The organism is Candidatus Photobacterium acropomis (assembly GCF_030685555.1).
Lineage (GTDB): Bacteria > Pseudomonadota > Gammaproteobacteria > Enterobacterales > Vibrionaceae > Photobacterium > Photobacterium lucens.
The window spans coordinates 529,481-547,749 of record NZ_CP131608.1 but is presented as its reverse complement, the minus strand read 5'-3'; the positions used below and the strand labels follow the sequence as shown (position 1 = coordinate 547,749).

Annotated in this window: 17 protein-coding genes; 9 read left to right on the top strand and 8 right to left on the bottom strand. The window is 39.0% G+C overall.

The window, feature by feature from the left end; translation table 11 throughout:
- Positions 1 to 67 precede the first annotated feature (67 nt).
- On the bottom strand, positions 68 to 1,069 hold the full coding sequence (locus Q7657_RS02465) for an ABC transporter substrate-binding protein (RefSeq protein ID WP_008988902.1): 1,002 nt from the start codon (positions 1,067 to 1,069) through the stop codon (positions 68 to 70).
- 331 nt (positions 1,070 to 1,400) lie between these two features.
- Here Q7657_RS02465 and yidA point away from each other — a divergent pair, with 331 nt between their 5' ends.
- Positions 1,401 to 2,222 carry a sugar-phosphatase gene (gene yidA, locus Q7657_RS02460; RefSeq protein WP_107166052.1) on the top strand — a complete coding sequence of 274 codons (822 nt, stop codon included), beginning with the start codon at positions 1,401 to 1,403 and terminating at the stop codon, positions 2,220 to 2,222.
- Between the two features lie 71 nt (positions 2,223 to 2,293).
- Here yidA and Q7657_RS02455 read toward each other — a convergent pair whose 3' ends face one another.
- Both Q7657_RS02455 and Q7657_RS02450 read right to left on the bottom strand, forming a co-directional pair.
- Positions 2,294 to 2,671 (bottom strand): YgiW/YdeI family stress tolerance OB fold protein, encoded by a 378-nt coding sequence (locus tag Q7657_RS02455; RefSeq protein WP_107166053.1) that lies wholly within the window; start codon positions 2,669 to 2,671, stop codon positions 2,294 to 2,296.
- Positions 2,672 to 2,883: 212 nt separating this feature from the next.
- Positions 2,884 to 3,483: a TetR/AcrR family transcriptional regulator gene (locus Q7657_RS02450; protein WP_107166054.1), complete on the bottom strand. Its 600-nt coding sequence runs from the start codon at positions 3,481 to 3,483 to the stop codon at positions 2,884 to 2,886.
- Positions 3,484 to 3,648: 165 nt separating this feature from the next.
- On the opposite strand from Q7657_RS02450, the gene Q7657_RS02445 reads away from it, so the two are divergent.
- From Q7657_RS02445 to Q7657_RS02410, 8 genes are all read left to right on the top strand, one after another.
- A complete protein-coding gene (locus tag Q7657_RS02445; RefSeq protein ID WP_498827255.1) occupies positions 3,649 to 4,782 on the top strand; it encodes an efflux RND transporter periplasmic adaptor subunit in 1,134 nt (377 codons plus the stop codon).
- A gap of 4 nt (positions 4,783 to 4,786) precedes the next feature.
- Positions 4,787 to 7,834: an efflux RND transporter permease subunit gene (locus Q7657_RS02440; RefSeq protein WP_053988714.1), complete on the top strand. Its 3,048-nt coding sequence runs from the start codon at positions 4,787 to 4,789 to the stop codon at positions 7,832 to 7,834.
- A gap of 184 nt (positions 7,835 to 8,018) precedes the next feature.
- Entirely contained in the window at positions 8,019 to 8,882 is an 864-nt protein-coding gene (locus Q7657_RS02435) for a phospholipase A (RefSeq protein WP_053988713.1), read from the top strand.
- 199 nt (positions 8,883 to 9,081) lie between these two features.
- Complete coding sequence (locus Q7657_RS02430) at positions 9,082 to 9,804, top strand: PAS and helix-turn-helix domain-containing protein (RefSeq protein ID WP_258178249.1); 723 nt, start codon at positions 9,082 to 9,084, stop codon at positions 9,802 to 9,804.
- A 149-nt stretch (positions 9,805 to 9,953) separates the two neighbouring features.
- Complete coding sequence (locus tag Q7657_RS02425) at positions 9,954 to 10,442, top strand: TIGR00645 family protein (protein ID WP_008988894.1); 489 nt, start codon at positions 9,954 to 9,956, stop codon at positions 10,440 to 10,442.
- 163 nt (positions 10,443 to 10,605) lie between these two features.
- Positions 10,606 to 10,944, top strand: a complete 339-nt coding sequence (locus Q7657_RS02420) for a hypothetical protein (RefSeq protein WP_107166056.1) — start codon at positions 10,606 to 10,608, stop codon at positions 10,942 to 10,944.
- Between the two features lie 111 nt (positions 10,945 to 11,055).
- Positions 11,056 to 12,972 carry a RecQ family ATP-dependent DNA helicase gene (locus Q7657_RS02415; RefSeq protein WP_107166057.1) on the top strand — a complete coding sequence of 639 codons (1,917 nt, stop codon included), beginning with the start codon at positions 11,056 to 11,058 and terminating at the stop codon, positions 12,970 to 12,972.
- Positions 12,973 to 13,087: 115 nt separating this feature from the next.
- A complete protein-coding gene (locus Q7657_RS02410) occupies positions 13,088 to 13,387 on the top strand; it encodes a DUF406 family protein (protein WP_053988710.1) in 300 nt (99 codons plus the stop codon).
- 68 nt (positions 13,388 to 13,455) lie between these two features.
- Here the strand turns inward: Q7657_RS02410 and Q7657_RS02405 are convergent, their stop codons facing one another.
- The 5 genes from Q7657_RS02405 to Q7657_RS02385 all read right to left on the bottom strand — a co-directional run bounded on the left by Q7657_RS02405 (position 13,456) and on the right by Q7657_RS02385 (position 18,259).
- Positions 13,456 to 13,764, bottom strand: coding sequence for a DUF1496 domain-containing protein (locus Q7657_RS02405; RefSeq protein ID WP_258178250.1), 309 nt, complete (start codon positions 13,762 to 13,764; stop codon positions 13,456 to 13,458).
- Between the two features lie 97 nt (positions 13,765 to 13,861).
- Positions 13,862 to 14,269, bottom strand: coding sequence for a DUF4332 domain-containing protein (locus tag Q7657_RS02400; protein WP_498827251.1), 408 nt, complete (start codon positions 14,267 to 14,269; stop codon positions 13,862 to 13,864).
- Positions 14,270 to 14,377: 108 nt separating this feature from the next.
- Positions 14,378 to 15,787 carry an undecaprenyl-phosphate glucose phosphotransferase gene (locus tag Q7657_RS02395; protein WP_053988707.1) on the bottom strand — a complete coding sequence of 470 codons (1,410 nt, stop codon included), beginning with the start codon at positions 15,785 to 15,787 and terminating at the stop codon, positions 14,378 to 14,380.
- Between the two features lie 226 nt (positions 15,788 to 16,013).
- Complete coding sequence (phaC, locus tag Q7657_RS02390; RefSeq protein WP_107166060.1) at positions 16,014 to 17,789, bottom strand: class I poly(R)-hydroxyalkanoic acid synthase; 1,776 nt, start codon at positions 17,787 to 17,789, stop codon at positions 16,014 to 16,016.
- Between the two features lie 119 nt (positions 17,790 to 17,908).
- Positions 17,909 to 18,259, bottom strand: coding sequence for a phasin family protein (locus Q7657_RS02385; protein WP_005364186.1), 351 nt, complete (start codon positions 18,257 to 18,259; stop codon positions 17,909 to 17,911).
- Positions 18,260 to 18,269 lie beyond the last annotated feature (10 nt).

Below are 18,269 nucleotides of genomic sequence, written 5' to 3'. Positions count from 1 at the left end.
CACTTGTGCTATATCCTTAGCAAAGTGGCTACAGTGACAGCTTTCGCCACCACTGTAGACGTATTAATTACAGATCGGCTAAAGCGCCACGTACTTTATCTGCAACTTCAGGAGAGACCCATTTAACCCAAATATCTTCGTGATTTGTTAATACTTCTTCCATTACCGCTTCACCATCAGCTTGATTATCTTCCATCCATGCTAATAGGCTATTCATTTGCGCATTTGTGAAAGAACGCTTACCTAAATATTCCACTGCTGCTGGCGAGCGTTTAGCAAACGACGTTGTGATCACCGTGTCAACATTTGATTGCGGATACATAGAAACTTTTGGATCAACACACTCGGTATTGGTCAAACACTCTTTAAAGTACTTAGCATCAATGCCTGAGCCAAAATCGACTTTCACCATTTTGTACTTACCCAGTACTGCTGTTGGTGCCCAGTAATAACCAAACCATGCTTCGCCACGCTCATAGGCTTTTGCAATAGAGCCCGATAAACCAGCGCCTGAACCTGGATCAATCAGATCAAATCCCGCGTCTTCTAGTTTCAATGCTTCAAACAAGTTACCAGCTGAGATCTGGCAGTTCCAGCCCGCGGGGCAGTTATAAAATGCCGATTTATCATCATCTTCTGGATGTTTGAAAAGCTTGGCATTTTTCTTAATGCCTTCAATGGTTGCTAGGCTTGGATCTTTTTTCACCATGTACTCTGGAACCCAAAAACCTTCTTCACCGCCATCAGAGAAACTTTTACCAGCGTATAAAATGCGCCCTTCTTCCACACCACGATCCAGTGCAGCCTTCATCGAGTTACTCCAAAATTCAGGAGCAATATCAGGTTCACCTTTTTCAACCATGGATGTACCCGTTGGCATCGTATCACCTGGTACTAAATCAGTTTCACAGCCGTAACCATGTTGCAAAATAAAACTATCGACATTGGCAAGAAGTGTTGCTGAGTTCCAATTCATATCAGCAATCGTGACTTTCCCACATTCACTTGCATATGCTTGAGTCGCTGACATCGCTGTTAACAATACTGTTGCAGCTAGGAGCTTTCGCATAAATATTATCCTTATCATTTATATCGAATCGACAAACGCACAATTTCAAAATCGTCATGAATTCAATGTGCGCTTAAAATCACCTAAAGAAGCAATTTATTATGCTAATTTCTTTAGTAGTCTAAACAAAATAAACCATAAAGAGCAAATTAATTAACAATAAATAATCAAACTGACAAACTTATAAACATAAGACATTTTCTTGTTACATTTATAATCACTGTAACGATGCCTTGCTATTCATCATGCTTAATAAAGATAATTCTCTATCGTTTTCATCGCCTAATTTGCTTATGATGGATGCAGTTTTAAATCTGTAATGGAAATGATGATGTACAAATTAGTTGCACTTGATATGGACGGCACTTTGCTTAATTCTGACGGTACGATTTCCGCAGAAAATAAAGCGGCGATTAGCGCAGCACGTGAGCAAGGTGTTTCCATTGTTTTAGCTTCTGGTCGCCCATTAGAGGGAATGACATGGGCACTCAATGAACTTAACATGACTGGCGCCAACGATTATGTGCTTAGCTACAATGCCTCGCTAATCCAACGTGTTGAAAATAAAGAAATCATTCGCAGTGAAACCCTAACAGGTACAGATGCAAAAAATATTGCTTCTCTTGCTCATGACTTAGGTATTCACGTTCACGCCTTTACTCGTCGCCAAGGCTTAATCACGCCTGAAAATAATTACTACACCGATCACGAAGCAAAAATTAACGGCCTTGAAATTACAATTGAAGATTTTGCAACGCTGGATAATGATGAAGAAGTAATGAAAGTGATGATGATTGACGAACCAGAACGTCTTTCAGCTGCCATTGCACAATTACCAACAGAGCTATATGAACGTTACACCATCGTACAAAGCGCCCCTTTCTTCTTGGAGTTTATGAACCCAAAAAGCAATAAAGGTACTGGCGTTGAAGCGCTTGCAAAATACTTAGACATCAAACAAAGTGAAGTGATTTGTATGGGCGATGCAGGTAATGATCACCATATGATTGAATATGCAGGTTTAGGTGTGGCAATGGGTAATGCGACTGACGCTACCAAAGCGCTGGCTAATTACATTACCGATACCAACAACAATGCAGGTGTGGCAAAGGTAATCCAAAAATTCATCTTAGATGCCAAGCACGATAGCTAATCTCAGCAAAATATAACCATAAAAAAACGCTATTTCTATTTAGAAATAGCGTTTTTATTTCAGTCTTATAATTAGCCAGCTAACGCAACTTTGTTTACGTCAATTGTACGCTCTGACCAATCTTTATCGACTTCACCACGGATCACCAGTTTAGTTGTTGGTGTTGCATTCACACCATTCCAATCTTTGTGATCAATTTCTACTTTGATCTCACCAGTGCTGTCTTTGAACATGTAGTCTTCATCACCCAGTGATGTTGTGATGTAACCCGTTAGCTCAACAACCGCATCATCGTTTGCTTCTTTCGCTTGGTTTACTGTTGTAATTGCAGGAATTGCTGAAGGCCCAGTAAAACCACCTTGTGCAGGTTGAGAAGTCGTAGCTGTTGTAGCAGCCATCGCAGACGTTGAAGCAAGAACAAAAGCAGAAACAACTAAGAATTTTTTCATCATCTTTTACCGATTTTATGGGTATCTAACCGTGGCATCGACACAATTGAGTTCAGCTACCATGCTTAAAATACACAGATTATCTACTACTTAATAATTAAGAATAACTTACACCTAATTATCATTGGTAGGAATACTATCATGCCAAATCTCAATTAAATGTGAAATTCGCTTCTAAAATCGTGACAATATATTTCGTTTAATACGCTCTTTTACTGCTGTACGGCAAATGAGGTTAAAAATACATCAACTACCGTATTAATGTTCTCTTCGACTTTTTCACCTTCACATAACGGTGCTAAATCCATCATTTGTGGCCAGAAAAATAACCCTTGAAATAAACTTGTGTAGATATTGGTTAGCAAGCTAACATCTTTATCTACAATAGCATTGGCTTCAATAGCGAGCTTCAACCACTCTGCGATTGCATTGGTACTGTACAGATCTTTGACCAAGTTTTTCGCCAATTCAGGCTGGCGAATAAATTCCATAACAATAATACGAGATAATGACATGCCATACGTGTTATAAAGTACATCCACTTCATGGCGTGTAATTTCAACTAATTGTGCTTTTAATGGTTTTTCTGGATCAAACTGGTATTGCACATTCTCATTCACCGACTCTTGAATGATTCTGAGTACAGAAATAAACAACGTTTCTTTACTGTCAAAATGACGATATAAGGTACGTTTAGACACTTCTGCAACCAGTGAAATTCTATCCATATTGGCAGCAACAAAACCGTGTTCAATAAATTCAGCTTTCGCTGCTTCGATAATCGCTAAATGCTTACGTTCTGTTTGCTTCATAACTTAACTACCCATTTTCACCACTTGTGATCCTAATCTAACATTTTGTCACAAAAAAGTATACTTAGCAGTTTACAAACCACTCACCAAACATAAAATACACTCCAAAGTTTACCTGTTTAATTCTGAACAAATAAACATGCTATCAACAATCCAATACCGTCTATGGTGACAGTGGAGAATCCGGTGAAAACTCAATCAGCTATGTCCAAAGTGACATCATTCTCATTAACTAAACTCGCATTGAGTTTATCAGTCGCGCTTGTCGTACTGTCAGGTTGCGGCAATAAAGAAACAGAAGAACAAGTTAAAAAACCAATGGTGAGCCCTGCCTTAACGTCAGTGGTTAAACAGCAGGCCAATACTAATTTAAGTTTTAATGGTGTGGTTCGCTCTGCACAACGTGCTGATCTGTCGTTCCAAGTATCAGGCCGTGTTGATCATATCTTCGTAAACGAAGGCGATCGTGTAACTAAAGGTCAGTTATTAGCCAAGCTTGATCCTAAAGACGCCCAAACGGTATTTGCAGCAGCACAACTTGAATTAAGTGACGCAAGTAAGGCCTACCAACGTGGTAAAGCGATTTACGAAAGCAGCCAAGCTATCTCTAAAAGTGATTTAGATAAGCTCATTGTACGTTATGATCTTGCGAAAAACCGTGTTAATGAGGCGAAAAACAAGCTGGCTTACACGCAATTAACCGCCCCATTTGACGGCATTATCGGTCGTAAACTGATCGACAGCCACGTACAGGTACAAGCGAATAACCCAGTATTAACACTGCACAATATCGATAACTTGGAAGTGGTCATTAACATTACTGACAATGTAATGCTATCGGGGATGACCTGCCGTGAAGCGGTCGCTGAAGTGAACAATAATCCACAACAATTATTGCCATTAAGCTTACGTACGTTCTCAACCCAAGCAGACCCTATTACCCAAACCTACTCTGTCGTATTAGGTATTAAAGATACTAAAGGCATGAATATTTTGCCGGGTATGGCTGTGAAAGTATCACCAGATCTTAAAGCGTGTCCGCAAGAGAACCGTAATCCAATTATCGTACCACTAACATCAGTCGTGCCTGATAACAAAAGCAAGCAGTTTGTGTGGGTCGTTAACAAAGACAATACGGTTGCTAAGCGCTACATCAGTGTAGGTAAAGTGAATAAAAACTGCATTACCGTCGTTAACGGATTAAGCGTTGGCGAGCGTATTGTGATCGCTGGCGTCTCTAAATTAAAGCCTGGTATGGAAGTACGTCCATACACAGATAACACCCAAAATGGAGCGTAATTAAATGGATATCGCTCGCTATACCATAGCCAAGCGCACCAGTGTTTGGGTGATCATTGCGCTGATCTTGCTTGGCGGATATATCAGCTATTTAAAGCTCGGTCGCTTTGAAGATCCTGAGTTCGTTATTCGTCAAGCTGTTATTGTGACGCCATATTCAGGAGCAACAGCACAAGAAGTCTCCGATGAAGTCACAGATGTAATTGAAGGGGCTGTTCAGTCGCTGCAAGAGCTGAAAGAAGTAAAATCCGTCTCGAAACAAGGGATGTCTGAAGTTACCGTTGAGATCAAACTTGAGTTCTCTAAATCTCAAGATGAACTACAACAGGTATGGGACAAACTGCGTCGTAAAGTGACCGATGTTCAGCGTATGTTACCACCAGGAGCCGGTCCATCGATTGTTAACGATGACTTCTCGGATGTATATGCGCTGTTCTTTGCAGTAACCGGTGAAGGCTTTACTGATAAGCAACTTCAAGATTACGTTGATTCATTGCGTCGTGAACTAGTGCTAGTTCCGGGCGTGGCGAAAACAGCGACCTTGGCTGAACAACAAGAAGCGATTTTTGTTGAGATCACCAGTGAACGTTTAGCGAACTACGGTCTGTCTCTTGATAACGTATTGTCAGTATTACAAAAGCAAAACATTGTTAACGTTGCAGGTAGTGTAACGGCTAACGGTATGCGCTTACCTGTGATCCCAACACCAAACGTTAATTCATTTGAAGATCTCCGTAACCTGCAAGTCGGTATTGGTGACAACCACACCGTACTACGTTTAAAAGACATTGCAGATGTGAAACGTGGCTACCAAGAACCAACTAGCATGTTAATGCGTTACAACGGTGAGCGTGCTATCGGTTTTGGTATCTCAAACGTCACTGGCGGTAACGTGGTTGATATGGGTGATGCGGTTAAAGCACGTATCGCAGAACTAGAAAGCCAACGTCCATTGGGTATGGAACTGCACGTTATCTCAATGCAGTCAGACTCTGTTCGTGATTCGGTAGCAAACTTCATTGATAACCTGATCGCAGCAGTTGTGATCGTATTTATCGTACTGCTGCTATTCATGGGCATTCGCTCTGGTGTGATCATCGGTTTCGTACTGCTACTGACTGTGGCGGGTACTCTGTGCATCATGCTCATTGACGATATAGCCATGCAGCGTATCTCATTAGGTGCACTGATCATTGCACTAGGTATGCTAGTTGATAACGCGATTGTAGTGACCGACGGTATTCTTGTTCGCCTACAGAACAATGAAGATCGTAATATCGTTATTCCTGAAGTGGTTAATGCAACAAAATGGCCACTACTTGGCGGTACGGTTGTTGGTATCTGTGCATTTAGTGCTATCGGCTTATCGCCATCAGATATGGGTGAATATGCAGGCTCACTGTTTTGGGTAATTCTTTACTCCATGCTGTTAAGCTGGGTATTTGCAGTCACAGTGACACCATTACTGTGTCACCAGTTCTTAAAAGTAAAAGTGAAGCAACAAGATAGCCAACCAAGCAAGTTAGTCACGGGCTACAAAGGTTTGCTAACTTGGGTACTAAGCCATCGTAAAACCACAGGCTTGCTACTACTGGCAACCCTAGCGGGTGCGATTTGGGGTGTGAAATTCGTCCCGCCTGGCTTTATGCCTGAATCACAACGCGCACAGTTTGTTGTCGATGTCTACTTACCACAAGGTACGGATATCATGACAACAGAAAAAACAGTGGCAAAAATTGAAGGTGACATTAAACAAAAAGAAGGGATCAGCAATATCTCAAGTTTCATTGGCGGCGGTGGTTTACGTTTCATGTTGACCTATGCGCCAGAAGCACGTAACCCAAGCTACGGTCAGTTACTGATTGATATTGATGACTACCGCAACATTGCGCCACTGTTAGTAGAACTACAAACTGAGTTAGATCAAAAGTACCCTGAAGCATCGATCAAAGTATGGAAATTCATGCTAGGTCGCGGGGGTGGTAAGAAAATTGAAGCTGGTTTCCAAGGTCCTGACAGTAAAGTATTACGTGAACTTGCAGAGCAAGCGAAAGCGATCATGTTGTCTGATCCTAACTTAATTGCAGTACAAGACGATTGGCGTCAACAAGTGCCTGTGATTAAGCCGGTTTACTCAACAGAAAAAGCACAGCGCTTTGGTTTAACAAATCAAGAGATCAGCCAAGCTATCGCACAAACGTTATCGGGTCGTAATGTTGGTGTTTACCGTGAAGGTAATGATTTGATCCCTATCGTGGTACGTGCGCCAGAAGATGAGCGTACTCATGAGCGTGCGATTGAAAATACCGAAGTACATAGCCGCATGGTCAATGGTCCAATTCCAGTCAATCAACTTGTTGAGTCTGTGAATGTGGTTTGGGAAGATGCGATCCTACGTCGTATTAACCGTATTCCAACCATTTTGGTTCAAGCCGATCCTGCACCAGGTGTACTAACAGCAGATGCGTTTAATGAACTACGTGGCAAAATTGAGGCTATCGAACTACCACCAGGTTACGAACTAACATGGTACGGTGAGCACAAAGCCTCTAAAGATGCTAACGAAGGTCTGGCAATTTCAGCTCCATACGGTTTTGCTGCGATGATTTTGTCAGTGATCTTTATGTTTAACGCATTAAAACAGCCACTGATCATTTGGCTAACCGCACCATTGGCAATCATAGGTGTCACCATTGGTCTTGTGATTTTCCAGACACCATTCGAGTTTATGGCAATCCTCGGTTTCCTAAGCTTGATTGGTATGATGGTGAAAAATGCCATTGTATTGGTGGATCAAACCGATGTTGAAATCAGAGAAGGTAAGTCCCCTTACCAAGCGATTATTGATTCAGCATTAAGCCGTGCACGCCCAGTATTACTAGGTGCGTTCACCACCATTCTTGGTGTAGCGCCACTATTGATAGATCCATTCTTCAAGAGTATGGCGGTAACCATCATGTTTGGTCTGTTATTTGCTACAATTTTGACATTGGTGATCATCCCATTACTTTATGCTGTGCTGTTTAAAGTAAACGTTGAACCACAAGCATAATAAACAAGTAACACCTTGATTCATAAAGGGCGTATAGCGATATACGCTCTTTTTTTATACTTATAAATACCTTTCATTCTTACAATCAAACATTGTTTTCATTTGTATTGGTAGACAGAATAGAAATTACTTGTCTATGATCATCATAAATAACTCTTATCTCTTCTATTGATGACATATACCTATGACGCAATACAAATGGCGACCAATTAGACATCCTTTATTTCTTTCATCTTTACTAATTGGCTTTAACTTAGTACCTGTAACAGCACATGCTGGCGAAATTATAAATAACCCCCTTGATTACTCCAGCTCCAACACGCTACTGTTACAACAATACAAAGATAATTACGTATTACCTTTCTACTACACTCAAAAACCTAACTATGCTGAATACCAATCCGTTATTCCTGAAGACGGAAAGCTAAGCAAATATAACGTTAACTTCCAAATCAGTTTGAAATACCGTTTGGCTTCTGGCGTCTTGAACCACAAAGATAAAGTATATGTGGCTTATACCCAGCGTTCTAACTGGCAAGCCTATGCGTCTTCGGCTTTCTTCCGTGATACAGAGTACGAACCATCCATCTTCTGGACATTAGAAGAAGATGCCAACACCAATCCATGGGGCTATGCAGGTACAACTGTCGGTCTGGTTCATGAATCCAATGGTCGAGGTGGCGAGCAAGAAAGAAGCTGGAACCGCGCCTTTGCCGATTTCACCTTCCAACATGACAACTACACCCTAAGTATTAAGCCTTGGGTACGTTTAGACTTTGGTGCTAAGGATTACAACAAAGACATTACGAACTACATGGGCTATGGTCGCATCAGTATGAACTGGGCAATTGATAACAAAAACCTAGTGTCGTTCACCGCACGTAATGTTTTAGAAAGTGGTTTTTCACGTGGCTACGAGCGCATTACATGGAGCTTCCCTATTTATAAGCGCCTACGTGGTTACATGATGTTAGAAAGTGGCTACGGTATTTCGATTTCTGATTACAATCATTACGACAATGCTGGCGGTATTGGTTTTTCTTTCTAATTTATTAACAGAAATAAAGTGTTACTCATAATGTATTATAGTAGCACTTATTTTTTATTTATTAATACATACTCTGTTAACGATTAACTTTTACCAAATCTTTTTAGTGTTTATTTTTATAAAATAATCAGTAATAAATAGAATTGAGATAATGAAAACTTTATAATATTCAGTCTGAATTATTTTTTGATCCTTTAATATGAATGAAGAAACATATTTGTCAGTATTAGCTCATATGTTGGACTCCTCTCCTTATCCTTCCGGACTTAAATCGAAAGAAGGTATTTTTATTTATGCTAATAAAGCTTATTGTGAGCTAGTAAATGTAAAAAATAATATTGCCGGACTCACAGATCGAGATATACCATGCGATACCGCTGCATTTAGTGACGTTTTTTTACAACAGGATCAATATGCGCTATCACATAATAAAACAGTCGTCACTTTTGATGTTCATAATTATGCTCATGGTGTTGATGCCTACAGTTTTGTAAAACAGCCCATTATTATTAATGATCAAGCTTGGGGTATTCTATTTACAGCAAGTAAAATCAAAGATTGGCTTAACATGTCATCACTTACTGAAGTGCTTGCAGTCGATAAAAACCATCTTTGTTTATCAACCATTACGCCAGTATCACCGCAGTTAACACCATCACAAGAAGTGGTTTTATTCTGGTTACTACGTGGGCGACAGATCAAGCAAATAGCAGAGTTAATTTATCGAACGCCAAAAGCTGTAGAAAAACAAGTAGCTAATTTAATAGACAAATTTTCAATTCACGGTGTGACTAATCGTGCTAGCCTCATTGAATATGCACGCTGTAACGGCTGGCTATCTTTAGTGCCAGAGCAAATACTGAAAACGCCAGTCTCCATGATGCTGAACTATAATGAGCAACTATCTCAATCGATTTACTAGATTCGGTAAATGGTGCTTGATTAAACAACTTGAGGACAAACTTACAATTTTATAAACAATAACTAACAAGCCATCTATTCAGCATTATTATTTCGATCTAAAATCCAGTCTTTCTGATTTTTACCCATTTTGTAAGAGATCCTTTTCTAATGGAAAGACTATTCGAGCGAATGATGTATGCTTCGCGCTGGTTGATGGCTCCAATTTACTTTGGCTTAAGCTTTGTTTTACTCGCTCTATCAATCAAATTTTTTCAAGAAATCTTTGAATTAATCCCTGTGATTATTACGATGAAAAGCATGGACTTAGTGCTTATCATTCTATCGCTAGTCGATATTGCACTGGTTGGTGGCCTGGTCGTTATGGTAATGTTTTCTGGCTACGAGAACTTTGTTTCTCGCCTCGACCTTGATGATCATGATGATAAACTTGGCTGGTTAGGTAAATTAGATGCGGGTTCATTAAAGAATAAAGTCGCAGCATCAATTGTTGCAATTTCCTCTATTCACCTACTAAAGATTTTTATGAACATCGAGCATATCGATAATGGTAAATTACTGTGGTATTTACTCGTTCATATTACTTTTGTTCTTTCCGCTTTTGCGATGGGCTATCTCGACAAGATCACTAAACATTAATCTTAAAAGAATACGCAAGGACGCGTTATTCTTTTATTGCATTGCAAAATGAATAAATATCTTTAATGGTAAATAATAAAGCCTGTTCTTCAACGCTAAAGCCAATATAAATTGGCTCAATATTTGCTGTTCCTTATTTATGTACCATGAATAAGAAATAGTAATGAAAATAATTTTATATCTGATGCTAACGTTATTCTCTTATTCTACTTATGCCATCAGCAATACCAATATTACCGCTATAATTAATAATGAATATTATGCCTATCGTTCAATACACTGTAAAACAATTCTAGATTTTAACAATCTACACGCAATGGTATGCAACAATGTACTAACTCATTCAGATAAGGAACCTTATTACTTACAAGAGAGCCAATTAAATAAAAATACTAAATTTGAAATTCAGCTATTAGAAGATAAATCTTTTTATATGAAGCCTTATATAAATAAAAATACCTATGGTATTCAATTATCAGTACCTATTACTTCATTAAAATAACTTATTCCCTTTATTCTACTTAACGTATAACAGTCAACATCACAGCTTACTTACCTTTGAACTGAAATCTACGGTATGATACTCACAATCCCAACTAGTGAGTATTTCAGCATGTATCATCAAACACTTAAAAAATATTTTGGTTTTGATTCACTAAGAACAGGCCAAGAAGAAGTCATCACTCGGGTGCTTGATGGACATTCAGCCGCTGCAATTTTCCCTACAGGCTCAGGTAAGTCACTCTGCTACCAATTGCCAGCTATTGAACTACCTCACCTAACCCTCGTTATTTCTCCATTGCTTGCGCTAATGAAAGATCAGCTCGACTTTCTGGCATCCAAAGGCATTCCTGCCGCTTCAATCGATTCCAGCCAGACTTGGCAACAAACCCAGCAAGTAATGCAAAAGATAAGAAACGGGGAAATTAAAGTCTTAATGATCTCTGTTGAGCGTTTGAAAAACGAACGTTTCCGCCAGTTTATTAGCCAAGTACCAATCTCATTATTAGTGGTTGATGAAGCACACTGTATTTCTGAATGGGGTCATAACTTCCGCCCTGACTATCTGAAACTTCCCCATTACCAACAGTCATTGAATATTCCACAAGTGCTGCTTCTAACTGCAACCGCAACGCCTGCAGTTATCAACGATATGCAGGAAAAGTTTAATATTGCTAAAGACAATATTGTTGTGACCGGTTTTTATCGCCACAACTTAGATCTAACGATTTTAGCAGCCCAAGATGACGAAAAACTCGATGTATTACAGCATCAACTCACAGCACAGCCCAATGTACCTTCCATTGTGTATGTCACCTTACAACATACTGCCGAAGAGATAGCTGAGACGCTGACCCGTAATCATATTCCAGCTCAAGCTTATCACGCAGGTATGGATGCCCAGCGTCGACAAGATATTCAGCAACAATTTATGGCTGGTAGCATTAATTGTATTGTCGCTACCATTGCTTTTGGTATGGGGATCGACAAATCGGATATCCGCCAAGTGATCCACTTTGATCTACCAAAATCAATTGAGAATTACAGTCAAGAGATTGGTCGTGCCGGCCGTGATGGTAACAATTCCACCTGTACCGTTATTGCTAACAAATCTGGATTAAATGTATTACAGAACTTCATTTATGGCGATACGCCAGATCGTAGTGCTATCGCAACAGTATTAGCAGAAATCAAAGCACAGCCACAACATTGGGAAGTAATGAGTAATCGGTTATCAAAAGATGCGAATATCCGTTTATTGCCACTAAAAACGCTATTAGTGTATTTAGAAATTCGCTACATTATTGAACCGTTATATACCTATTTTGCTGACTATCGCTTCAAATTAAATGTAAATCAGCAAGAAATTATCAATCGTTTTAACGGTGAGCGTCGCCAATTTGTTGAGGCTATTTTTGCTTGTTCATCAAAAGCAAAAATCTGGCATACCTTAGATATGGATGCATTATGGCAAGGTTATCAAGCCGATCGTAAGCGTGTTGTGGCTGCAATTGATTACTTTAATGAGCAAGGTTGGATCACCTTAGAAAGTAAACAAATGACCGACGTTTATAAAATAATCAACCATCAGTTTGATATCGAACTGGAAAGTGAGGCGCTATACCAATTGTTCCAACAAAAAGAGAATAGCGAAATTAAGCGTATTGGTAGCATGGTCGATTTCTTTGAAAGTAAAACTTGTCTAAGTCACCAACTTGCGCACTACTTTGCTGATCATCATGCACCTCAGCACTGTGGGCACTGCTCTGTTTGTCGCGGCAAAAGCATTACCCTGCCCCCTCTACCAACATTACCTGAGGTGTCCGATCTCGTTTTAACCCAATGGTGTGATCAATTTATCAATGCTTGTGATACCGCTCCTTCGATTGCTGCTATCACTCGCTTTTTAAATGGCATGACAACACCATTAACAACGAAAATAAAAGCCAAACAGTTTGATGGCTTCGGACAGCTTGAAGCATATCCATTCGAGCAAACCTATGCTCATATCCAACGCTTATATGGCTAAGTTATGTAAATTTTCTGTCTATTAAGCATTATGAAACTCACTTTTCATTATTAATGAATGGCGATCTAAATCACAACGATTTAAAATACACCCTTAACCTATGGGGATTAAAGTTATGACAATTGAAAAAGAAGAATACCAAGTTTGTGAAGCATGTGGCGTGTCTGGTGAGCTAGGTTTTATCATCAAGGAAAACGATGATACTGCAGACGTTCAAATCTTTGCTCACGGTAAAGATGCACTAGAAGTAGAACTAGCAAACTACCTTGCACTAGCAAAAGAAGTAAATGCTAACTACAAAGTTGAAACAACCCCTGTCGACGAAAACAGCACTGAATTAACAGCACGTATTCAATTTGAATGCAGCGCTGAAAAGCTAATTTTCGAACTACGTAGCCGCTCTCTAGCAAAATAATTCATTGCAATTAGCTACGCTTAAGCCAGCATTGGATTCTCTATAAAGTAATCAGTGCTGGCTTTCTTTTATCCTTTTTTCGACGTTGAAGAAATTAACTTTTTCCACATCAATCGCCCATTAGTTTCAATGCTGCTCTCTGCAACACATTCTAATATAACGCCATCAATTACAATAATAGCCCCTAGCGAATACGCTTTATTTTCATAGAAACATAACCGTTGATTGGTTGCTTGCCCATCGAGATTAAACTCAACACTTGGTACTATTTCTGGGCTACTTGTAACGCTGTACGTTTTTGCTTGAACTTGTGAGCTTAATAACACCGCCACTAACCCCATCATCACTCTTAACATCACAGCGTACCTATTCATCATCCAAAACTCCATGTTAGTCCCTTAGTGATATAGGCGACTATATCTTGCAAATAATAAAAAAGCAGCCATATAGGCTGCTTTCTCATTTACTTACTCATTAGTATTCAATTGCACGTGGAAGTTCTTTCGCTTGTGCAATCCAATCCTGAACACTTTTCAGTGCAGGTAGTTGGCGTACTAATGCTTTTTCTTCGTTTACTTCAGTCATTTTAGCATGAAGATTTTCTGCATTACGCTGTGCAAGCTCAGGAACGGTATCAACCCCAGAGAATTCAAGTAAGTCAGCATATTGAGTGCTAATGCCTTTAACACGAGATAGATCTGCTCGGTTAATCCACTTCAATACTAACTTACCACTGATACCTGTCGCTTCAGCAATTGCTTTACGACCAGCAGGTTTCTGACCTTTTTCTAATAACTGTTCCATAGTGTGTACGTCAGCAGCTTCTAGCTTTGCTGCGTATACTTCACCAATACCTTCAATGGTCGCTAATTTAGTCATCATCTGCTCCTAACATTAATAATTTCTGTTCTACACGATAATAGACAACAAAAAATTTAAAAATGCGAAAAAATGGAAAAAATAATTTCATTCCCAATTTAAACAACAATATTAATATGCTGTTTCGCTTACAAAGCCTTTAAAGATCGTTAAGAAAATGATCTTCAGATCTAAAAATAGACTCCAGTTCTGCATGTAACGAATATCATACTGAATACGCTTTTCCATCTTATCAAGCGTATCTGTTTCACCACGGTAGCCACTAATTTGAGCTAAACCAGTAATACCTGGTTTAATTTTGTGTCGAATCATGTAGTTATCAACAAGAATTCGATACTCTTCATTGTGAGCAACGGCATGAGGGCGAGGACCAACAATCGACATTGTTCCCTGCAAAACATTAATAAACTGTGGCAACTCATCTAATGACGTGCGGCGAATAAAAGCACCAAACTTAGTTACACGAGGATCATTTTTAGTTGCTTGTTTAACAACATCACTATTTTCCATCACTTTCATTGATCGGAATTTCCATACTTTGATCTTTTTACCACCGAGACCATAACGGTCTTGCTTGAACAAAATAGGACCTGGTGAGCTCATTTTTACACCGATCGCCACCGCAATTAAAACAGGAGAGATTAATAGCGTAATAATACTACCAATGATGAGATCTTCTACTCGCTTAATAAAATCACCAATACCTTCAAATGGACTCGCAAATACACTAAAGGTATCCACATTGCCCACACGGCAGATCTGAGAGACATTTAAGTTATAAGTATAAAGATCAGGAACAATGAAAGTATCAACAGTGGTATCTGATAATTGATGAAGAAACAATCGAATGCGTTCTTTTGCCACCATAGGTAAAGCAATATAAACGTCATCAACCTCGCCTTTCTTAGCGATATCAATTAAATCACACACTTTGCCACTAAACTTAGACTTAGTTAAATAGCTAAAACGCTCTTCACTACGATCATCGTAGTAATTAATTTCGAAATTTGTATTTTTATATTTTTCTAGTAGGGCTTTTTCAATCGCTAAACCTGCAGTTGTCATACCAAGAATTGCAATACGATGCGTTTTCCTATGACGACCGATATATCTTGTCGTAGAGTAAACAACGACCCGAGAGCCCCAGATGACAAAGAATGAGAGTGCAAACCAAGAGAGTCCAAAGTTATTCGTAAAACCATGCATCTGAACATGATCGATAAAAGCAAAGAATGCACTAATCCCTAGAACTGCAATTTCAACTAATAAATAATTAGCTAACAAGCGTAATGTCATACGCTTAAAATTCGCTCGGTTAACTTTATCGTAGAAACCGACATAGTGGCCACAAGCAATAAAAGTAACACTTACAAAAATACCGTACAGTAAATCAAATGGTGAAGGCTCAAGCTCAAACAAGGCAAACACTAGAGTAAGTGAAAAATTTATAACTAAAAAGTCAACAAATTTAATTATAAATGAATAGCCATCATCAGCTATTTCAAGAGCTTTTCTTTTCATTAATACGCCCGCAAATAATTCCCGTAAAGTATATACATAATATTGAAGATTATGTTTAAAACTCACATTACAATTAACAATGCGCCAATATATTTAATACTTAAGTGACGCAAAGAATTATCACTATTATATACATTAATTCAAAAATAGCTGACTTCTAAGTAAAATTTTATGTCAAAAAAAAGCTCAGCATCTATGATGCTGAGCTTTTAAAAATATACGGTACTTATTTTAAAGGTAGTGTCTCTTTAACATATTCACCTGGTGCAAGATATAGCGGCTTGTTATTTTCACTACCAATATCTCTTGCAGGCACTTTCTCTTTCTTATTAAAGTCACCCAACCAAGTATCCCAATGAGACCACCATGAACCATCCTGACGTTGGGCATTCTCTAGCCAAACTTCAGGATTTTCATCTTGTTTATCACTTAGCCAAAAACCATATTTATTTTTCTTAGGATGGTTAACAATCCCTGCAATATGACCAGACTCACCCAGTACAAAGGTAGATTTACCACCTAATTGTTGTGCACCGCGATAAGTACCTTGCCATAATGCAATATGGTCTTCTTGAGTTGAAATAAAGTAAGTTGGCACCTTGATCTTTGACAAATCAATATAAACACCACCAATCTTTATCCCTTTATTATCGACTAACTTATTATTCAAGTAGAACTCACGTAAAAGAGTACCGTGACATGCAGCTGTCACATTTGTACTATCGCCGTTCCAATATAGTAAATCGAAATCAATTGGACTATTACCTTTTAGGTAATTATTAACATAATAATTCCAATAAAGGCTATTTTCACGTAACAAGCTAAATGTCACGCTTAATGAACGTCCATCCATATAACCATTAATATCATTCTGCGCTTCAATCGCTGATATTAAAGGCTCATTAATATAGGCACCTATTTCACCAGGCTGTGAGAAATCTAACAACGTAGTAAAGAATGTTGCTGATTTAATACGGTTACGCATACGCTTCGCAGCATAGTAAGCCAGCGTAGTCGCTAATAACGTACCACCTATACAGTAGCCTGCGGCATTAATTTGTTTTTCGCCTGTAATGTCTTCAATCACATCAACAGCTGGGATAACGCCATCAAGTACGTAATTAGAAAAATCAATATCGCGCTGAGCAACCCCAGGGTTACGCCAAGACATCATAAATACAGTGTGGCCTTGTTCAACAAGCCAGCGCACCATTGAATTATTTTCACGTAAATCAAGGATGTAATATTTATTGATAAATGGCGGAACAATAAGCAAAGGTGTGCTATTTACTGTTTCAGTTAATGGCTTATATTGAATAAGTTCAAATAGCTCATTTTTGAAAACAACTTCACCATCGGTGTTAGCAATATTGACACCCAGTTGGAATGCATCACTATTAGTCATGCGAATTTTTAACACATCCGCACTGCTCTGCATGTCTTCTTGCAACAACTCCATACCCTTCACTAAGTTTTCACCGTTAGTCGCAACAGTCAGCTTAGCTAGCTCAGGGTTAGTGGTGATAAAGTTCGTTGGTGACAATGCGTTAATAGCTTGACGAGAAAAGAAACTTAAACGCTCTTTTGCTTTTTCGTCAACGCCTTCAATCGAATCAATCGCATTACGCATGGTGTCACTGAAGAGCAAATATGATTGCTTAATATAATTATAAAACGCTTCGTTTTCCCATGCAGGATCACAAAAGCGCTTATCATCTTTCGCTGGCTTAATTAATGATTGCCCACCATCGGCTGATGGCATCGCAATATTTTGCCAAATTTTTACTTGTTTTTCCCACCAGTCCATTTGGACTTTCGCTAATGCTGCTGGTTGTGCTGCTGCTTTTTCAATAAATTCAGCGGTATCTTCCAGATTAATCTCATTAAGCGCTTTGTTTAATGGGGTGTTCATGGCTGCCTTGCCGGAGTCTAACTCCTTCCACCATAGCTGGTTCATATCTTGGAGCTTGGCAAAGTAGTCCGAAAAGAAGTGATTGTTCATAACAAAAACCCTGCACTTGGACTAATTCAATCACACTTCACGACCATTAGGCCCAGCATAATTGAGATAAGCTATAACAAAGATAGTCGTCCCCTAATGAGGACGACTAAAGATAAACCTTAAGCTACTGGTGTTGCTTTTTTTACGTTATCAGCAACAAGCTCTTCTACTTCTGTTTTAAATGATTGAGCAACAGCGTTGAATTTATTGCTATCATCAATAAGTTGCTTAGAAAGCTTAGTTAGCGTTTCAAGCTGCTGGCTGTTAAATGCAGTTAGAGATTGGATATCTTTAACTTCGCTTACCGCTTTAAGTTGAGATAGGCCTAAATCGCTATATGCACGAACTGCAGCAAGTTGAAGCTCAGTTAGCTCTTCAACATTTTTAGTGAATAGCTTGTTGAATTTAACGTATGGTGCTAGTGATTTTTCAGTTTGCTCAGAGAACGACTTAAACATTTCCGTATACATAGATCTTTCC

Excerpts from the sequence above, each read along its gene's own strand:
- Q7657_RS02465 (WP_008988902.1), bottom strand. The coding sequence starts at position 1,069 with ATGCGAAAGCTCCTAGCTGCAACAGTATTGTTAACAGCGATGTCAGCG.
- yidA (WP_107166052.1), top strand. The coding sequence starts at position 1,401 with ATGTACAAATTAGTTGCACTTGATATGGACGGCACTTTGCTTAATTCT.
- Q7657_RS02455 (WP_107166053.1), bottom strand. The coding sequence starts at position 2,671 with ATGAAAAAATTCTTAGTTGTTTCTGCTTTTGTTCTTGCTTCAACGTCT.
- Q7657_RS02450 (WP_107166054.1), bottom strand. The coding sequence starts at position 3,483 with ATGAAGCAAACAGAACGTAAGCATTTAGCGATTATCGAAGCAGCGAAA.
- Q7657_RS02445 (WP_498827255.1), top strand. The coding sequence starts at position 3,649 with ATGGTGACAGTGGAGAATCCGGTGAAAACTCAATCAGCTATGTCCAAA.
- Q7657_RS02440 (WP_053988714.1), top strand. The coding sequence starts at position 4,787 with ATGGATATCGCTCGCTATACCATAGCCAAGCGCACCAGTGTTTGGGTG.
- Q7657_RS02435 (WP_053988713.1), top strand. The coding sequence starts at position 8,019 with ATGACGCAATACAAATGGCGACCAATTAGACATCCTTTATTTCTTTCA.
- Q7657_RS02430 (WP_258178249.1), top strand. The coding sequence starts at position 9,082 with ATGAATGAAGAAACATATTTGTCAGTATTAGCTCATATGTTGGACTCC.
- Q7657_RS02425 (WP_008988894.1), top strand. The coding sequence starts at position 9,954 with ATGGAAAGACTATTCGAGCGAATGATGTATGCTTCGCGCTGGTTGATG.
- Q7657_RS02420 (WP_107166056.1), top strand. The coding sequence starts at position 10,606 with ATGAAAATAATTTTATATCTGATGCTAACGTTATTCTCTTATTCTACT.
- Q7657_RS02415 (WP_107166057.1), top strand. The coding sequence starts at position 11,056 with ATGTATCATCAAACACTTAAAAAATATTTTGGTTTTGATTCACTAAGA.
- Q7657_RS02410 (WP_053988710.1), top strand. The coding sequence starts at position 13,088 with ATGACAATTGAAAAAGAAGAATACCAAGTTTGTGAAGCATGTGGCGTG.
- Q7657_RS02405 (WP_258178250.1), bottom strand. The coding sequence starts at position 13,764 with ATGATGAATAGGTACGCTGTGATGTTAAGAGTGATGATGGGGTTAGTG.
- Q7657_RS02400 (WP_498827251.1), bottom strand. The coding sequence starts at position 14,269 with ATGATGACTAAATTAGCGACCATTGAAGGTATTGGTGAAGTATACGCA.
- Q7657_RS02395 (WP_053988707.1), bottom strand. The coding sequence starts at position 15,787 with ATGAAAAGAAAAGCTCTTGAAATAGCTGATGATGGCTATTCATTTATA.
- phaC (WP_107166060.1), bottom strand. The coding sequence starts at position 17,789 with ATGAACAATCACTTCTTTTCGGACTACTTTGCCAAGCTCCAAGATATG.
- Q7657_RS02385 (WP_005364186.1), bottom strand. The coding sequence starts at position 18,259 with ATGTATACGGAAATGTTTAAGTCGTTCTCTGAGCAAACTGAAAAATCA.